The sequence below is a fragment of the Pyxidicoccus trucidator genome (assembly GCF_010894435.1).
Lineage (GTDB): Bacteria > Myxococcota > Myxococcia > Myxococcales > Myxococcaceae > Myxococcus > Myxococcus trucidator.
Window position 1 is genome coordinate 1 of sequence record NZ_JAAIXZ010000021.1, and the last position, 4,683, is coordinate 4,683.

General features: G+C 65.7%; 3 protein-coding genes. 2 read left to right on the forward strand and 1 reads right to left on the reverse strand.

What is annotated here, in order from left to right; translation table 11 throughout:
• Positions 1–515: hypothetical protein (locus G4D85_RS39860; protein ID WP_205525908.1), on the forward strand; the 515-nt coding region annotated here is incomplete at its 5' end.
• Positions 516–1,356: 841 nt separating this feature from the next.
• Here G4D85_RS39860 and G4D85_RS39865 read toward each other — a convergent pair.
• Positions 1,357–3,393, reverse strand: a complete 2,037-nt coding sequence (locus G4D85_RS39865; RefSeq protein WP_164019493.1) for a carbamoyltransferase C-terminal domain-containing protein — start codon at positions 3,391–3,393, stop codon at positions 1,357–1,359.
• A 103-nt stretch (positions 3,394–3,496) separates the two neighbouring features.
• Here G4D85_RS39865 and G4D85_RS39870 point away from each other — a divergent pair, with 103 nt between their 5' ends.
• Positions 3,497–4,450 (forward strand): TauD/TfdA family dioxygenase, encoded by a 954-nt coding sequence (locus G4D85_RS39870; RefSeq protein ID WP_164019494.1) that lies wholly within the window; start codon positions 3,497–3,499, stop codon positions 4,448–4,450.
• The last annotated feature ends 233 nt before the right edge of the window (positions 4,451–4,683 follow it).

Genomic DNA, 4,683 nt, shown 5'->3' on the forward strand with positions numbered 1-4,683 from the left:
GCATCTTCTTCACCATCTGCTGCTTGAAAACTTCCGAGTACGGCACGGCGTGTCTGCCTGTCCTCGCCCCCTGGGCGGTGTCACCTCAGCGAGTTAGCCGAGGCGACATCTTCCCTGACACAGGGGGCAACGTCCTCCTCAAGTTGGCGCGGGGCCACGCTATGTTCGAGCTTGATATGCCTCTCGAAGAGGATGGGGGGCGCGTCGAATGGACACCTTTGGCGCTGATGGATGCCGAGGCTCAAGTCCGATTTGAGACACCGCCGACAAGCTCACTGTTTCCAGAGGTGGGTAGTCGAGCCATGCAAAGGGTGATGGTGGTTTCCGTTACACTTGCTTCCCTTGATGATCCGACGAGCAAAGTTGTTCAAGAATCGCTTTGGGGGCCGGGATGGATCGAAGTGCAACCAGGGCGATATCGCTACTTGGCCACCGTTGTAGATAGTGGGCACGTTATCGTCCGGATGGTGTTGAGCGAATATCTTGCGTGTGAAGTTATTTGGAGCCAGGAGTAACTGAAATGCGAGCAATGCTTTGGGCCGTTCGGCTGTGCGCTGTTACCGCGCTCCGGTGCTTCTATACCCCTTTGGGGTTGGCTTCCTCTTCGTGAGGTGGATGTAAAGGAACTGCAGAAGGAGGATAGGACGGCGGCGCTGTCTATTCTCCGCAAAGCGGTAGGAGGAGACCGTGACTGGCTGCTCAAGGGCGAGGACCTTGATAGTTTTTCACTAGAACTGGGCGTCACTGCATCGGTGGTGCGGAATAGGAGCGACAGGGGCCACCTTGCGTGCGGCGGACCGTTCCGCCCAGTCTGCCGTCCCGGTTCAAGTCTCTGCGCTTACTCGTAAACGCAAAGTAATGCACCTCGTGACTGCGGCCGAGAGGCGCGCACGCCTCCGCGTGAGCCGTTGCGCATGTGACCTGGTAGTACGAGGGCTCTGAGAGGGCACTTGGCATGCGTGAGCATACTGACCCAAGATAGGCGGGGCTTGTACGCTTTGCTGCGCGTCGGTTGGGCACCACGGCTGCAAGTTGGCGCGGTGCGCGTGTCGGGTCCTGTCAGCCGCTGCGCACCGGCCGGACTGGTGCCCCCTGGGACCAAATTTGGACCAAATCACCTGGACGCGCCTGAACGCTCCTGGACGGGTATGCAGCCGAGTTCTTAGAGAGGAACCGTGTTGGGTGGCCGGTGGCCCGAGTAGGGGCCAAATCCGCCTGCGCGGCTTCGATTCCCGCCGCCTCCATCCCAGTCACTCGCCCTGCTTCCAGAATCCCCGGAAGCAGGGCGTTTTCCTGTCCGCGTGCATCCGCTCAGGCCGGTACCCGTCGGGGACCGGAACTGAGCCGTCCCCTCCGTCAGGACATCCGGAAGATGCGCTGCAGCTGGAGCGCGCGCTGCAGGTCACCGCTGGCGGAGATCTTCCCCTCACCGAACAGCGCCATGGCCTCGCTCGGGTCGTTGTAGAGCCGCTGGAAGTCGCTCTCGGAGAGCGAGAGCACGACATCCGGCGTGCCACGGCCCTCGTACACGGTGGGCTGCGGGCGCGACAGGTCCAGGGTGAAGGTCCGCACGCCGCTCAGGCGCAGCTCGTACACCCCGCCTATCGTCCGGGTCTCCTCGGCGTTGCGCTCCAGGGCCGGCTTGAGCCGCTCGAGCAGCAGCTTGTCCAGGGGCAGGTCCACGGCCGCCTCCGTCGCCGTCTTGAAGAAGAGGCGGTCCTCCAGCACCAGCGCATCCAGCGCGCAGCTGAGGAAGAACCGGATTGCGTCCGCGGGCGTCTCGACGATGGGCATGCCCTTGCGGTTGAAGGAGGTATTCAGCAGCACGGAGACGCCGGTGACCGCCTTGAAGTCCTTCAGCAGCCGGTAGTACGCGGGGGACACCTCCTCGGTCACCGTCTGGATGCGGGCCGAGTTGTCCTGGTGCACCACGCTGGGGAGGCGCGAGCGCCACTCGGGGCGCACCGGCGCCACCAGGATCATGTACGGGCTTTCGTAGTCGCAGTCGAAGTAGGTGGAGCAGTCCTCCCGCAGCACGGACGGGGCGAAGGGGCGGAAGTCCTCGCGGAACTTCACCTTCGAATTGATGAAGTCGCGCATCTGCGGCTGGCGGGGGTCCGCCAGGATGCTGCGGTGGCCGAGCGCCCGCGGGCCGAGCTCCGAGCCGCCCTGGAACCAGCCCACCACCTTGCCATCCGCGAGCAGCTCCGCGGTGCGCCGGGAGACGTCCTCCACCGGCTCTTCCTTCAAGTGCTCGCCATGCTGCTTCACGGCCGCCTCGAGCTCGTCGCGGCGGTAGTGCCGGCCGAACGCCGAGGAGCCCGTGGCCTTCACCCGCTCCCGCTTGAGCACCTCCAGCCAGCCGTAATACGCGCAGCCCACCGCCAGGCCGTTGTCGCCCGCCGCTGGCTGGATGAACAGGTTCTTGAAGCGCGTCTGCGTGCGGATGAGCCGGTTGGCCACCGCGTTGAGCGCCACGCCGCCCGCGTAGACGAGGTTGTCCGACGGGGCGACCTCGTAGCGGTGGTTCACCACGTAGAGGATGGCCCGCTCCACCTCGCGCTGCACCCACCACGCGAAGTCCGCGTGCTCCTGGAAGCGCTCCTTGAAGTCAGTCTTGTTGCGCGCCGGGCGCGTGAAGCGCTCCATCCAGTCGTAGCGCACGAAGACGCGGCCGTCCTTCAGGTCGAAGATGGGGAAGTCATGCTGGCCGGGGCGGCCGTAGGGCGCCAGGCCCATCAGCTTCCCAGGGTCCTCGAAGCCCGCGAAGACGTAGGTGCTCGCCGCCAGGTACATGCCTCCAATGGAGTGCATGGTGCTGCCAGGCCGCAGGGGGTACTGCTTGAGAACGTAGCCTCCCTCGGAGAAGTCCTTGTACACAGGGCGCAGCTGGCCCTGCGCGTAGCGGTAGTAGCTGTCCTTCTCGTAGAAGAGGTGCCTCAGCTTCTCGGGTGGAGTCTCCGGGAGGGTGCACCCCTCCAGGTCCATGCAGTCGTCGTAGGCATTGCCACAGCCGTCGATGATGAGCACCGCGGCCTCGTCGAACGGCGAGGCGCCAATGGCGCTGTAGGCATGCGCCAGGTGGTGGGAGATGGAGACGAGGGGGACGTTCGTCCCCTTCACCACGCGGGGTCCGCGGTACCAGGTGTCGGCCCCCACGAGCATGCCGAAGTTTTCGTTCTGCACGACGGCGGCCACGTCGTCGATGGTGATGCCCTCGGCCTGCAGGCAGTAGCTCACCGCGTCCGAGTCGTTGCCTCCATCATGCTTGCGCCGGGTGATGCGCTCCTTCTCGATGGCCACGCAGATTCGCCCGTCCTTGATGAGGCACGCCGAGCCATCGTGGGAGAGGCCCGTGCCAAGGACATAGGTGGGTCTGGTGCTCCGAGTCATGCGTGGATTCTCCGGGTTGAGAGCATCTCGATTCTAACGGTATTGTGCCGCGCGGCCACCAGCCCTGCCCCGATTGCTCGACGCCGCCGCGGATTCCGGATCCATGTTTCCCCTCACCTTCGATCCTCCCACCCCGGACACTTCTCTTCTCGACTGGGTCGAACAACACCGCGAGCGCTGGCGCACGGCGCTCCTGGAGCACGGCGCCGTGCTCTTCCGGGGCTTCCGCTTCGGGGGACCCGAGGACTTCGAGAAGCTCTCCGGCGCGCTCTACGCGGACCCGCTGCGCTACGTCTACCGCTCCACCCCGCGCACGGAGGTGGGCCGCGGCGTCTACACCGCGACCGAGTACCCGCGGCAGGAGACGATTCCGCAGCACAGCGAGAACGCCTACTCGGACAGCAGTCCGATGAACCTGTGCTTCCACTGCGTCACCCCCGCCGAGCAGGGCGGAGAGACGCCGCTGACGGACAACCGGCTGACCACCGCGCGCATCCCCGAGTCCATCCAGCGGCGCTTCGAGGAGCGGCGCATCATGTACGTCCGCAACTACGGGCCGCGGGTGGACCTGCCCTGGCAGGTGGTGTTCCAGACGCAGGAGCGCTCCGAGGTCGAGGCGTACTGCCGGGCGCATGGCATCGAGTTCGAGTGGAAGGACAAGGACGGCGCTCGGCTGCGCACGCGCCAGGTGCTGCCCGCCGTGGCCCGGCACCCCCTCACGGGAGAGACGTTCTGGTTCAACCAGGCGCACCTGTTCCACGTGAGCAGCCTGGCCCCCACCGCGCAGCAGGCCCTGCAGATGCTCTTCAAGAAAGAGGACCTGCCGCGCAACGCCTACTACGGCGACGGGAGCGATATCGACGTGGCCGACCTGGAGGCCATACGCAAGGCCTACCAGGACACCCTCGTCACCTTCCCCTGGCGGAAGGGGGACGTGCTGCTGGTGGACAACATGCGGGTGACCCACGGGCGCAAGCCCTACGAGGGCACGGGCCGCAAGGTGCTGGTGTCCATGGGGGACTGCTACGCGACCGGCCTGAAGCCGGGGGCCGCCTGAGGGGCTCATCTTCCGTGCGGCGCTGATGCTTCGGTTTGCCGCGTTGGCGCCGCGGAAGCGATGACGGCCGCGGGCCCGCAGGGCTTTGCGCCAAGAGCGACCCAGGGGCTATCCTCGCTCGGCTGCCTCCCCATCCTTGCTGAAGTTCTTCGGAGCCTGCGCTCAAGGCGGCTGCCTCTTCGTTACAGGGCGAACGCCGTGCCGAGCCTGGCGGTCCACAGCGACTCGTGAAC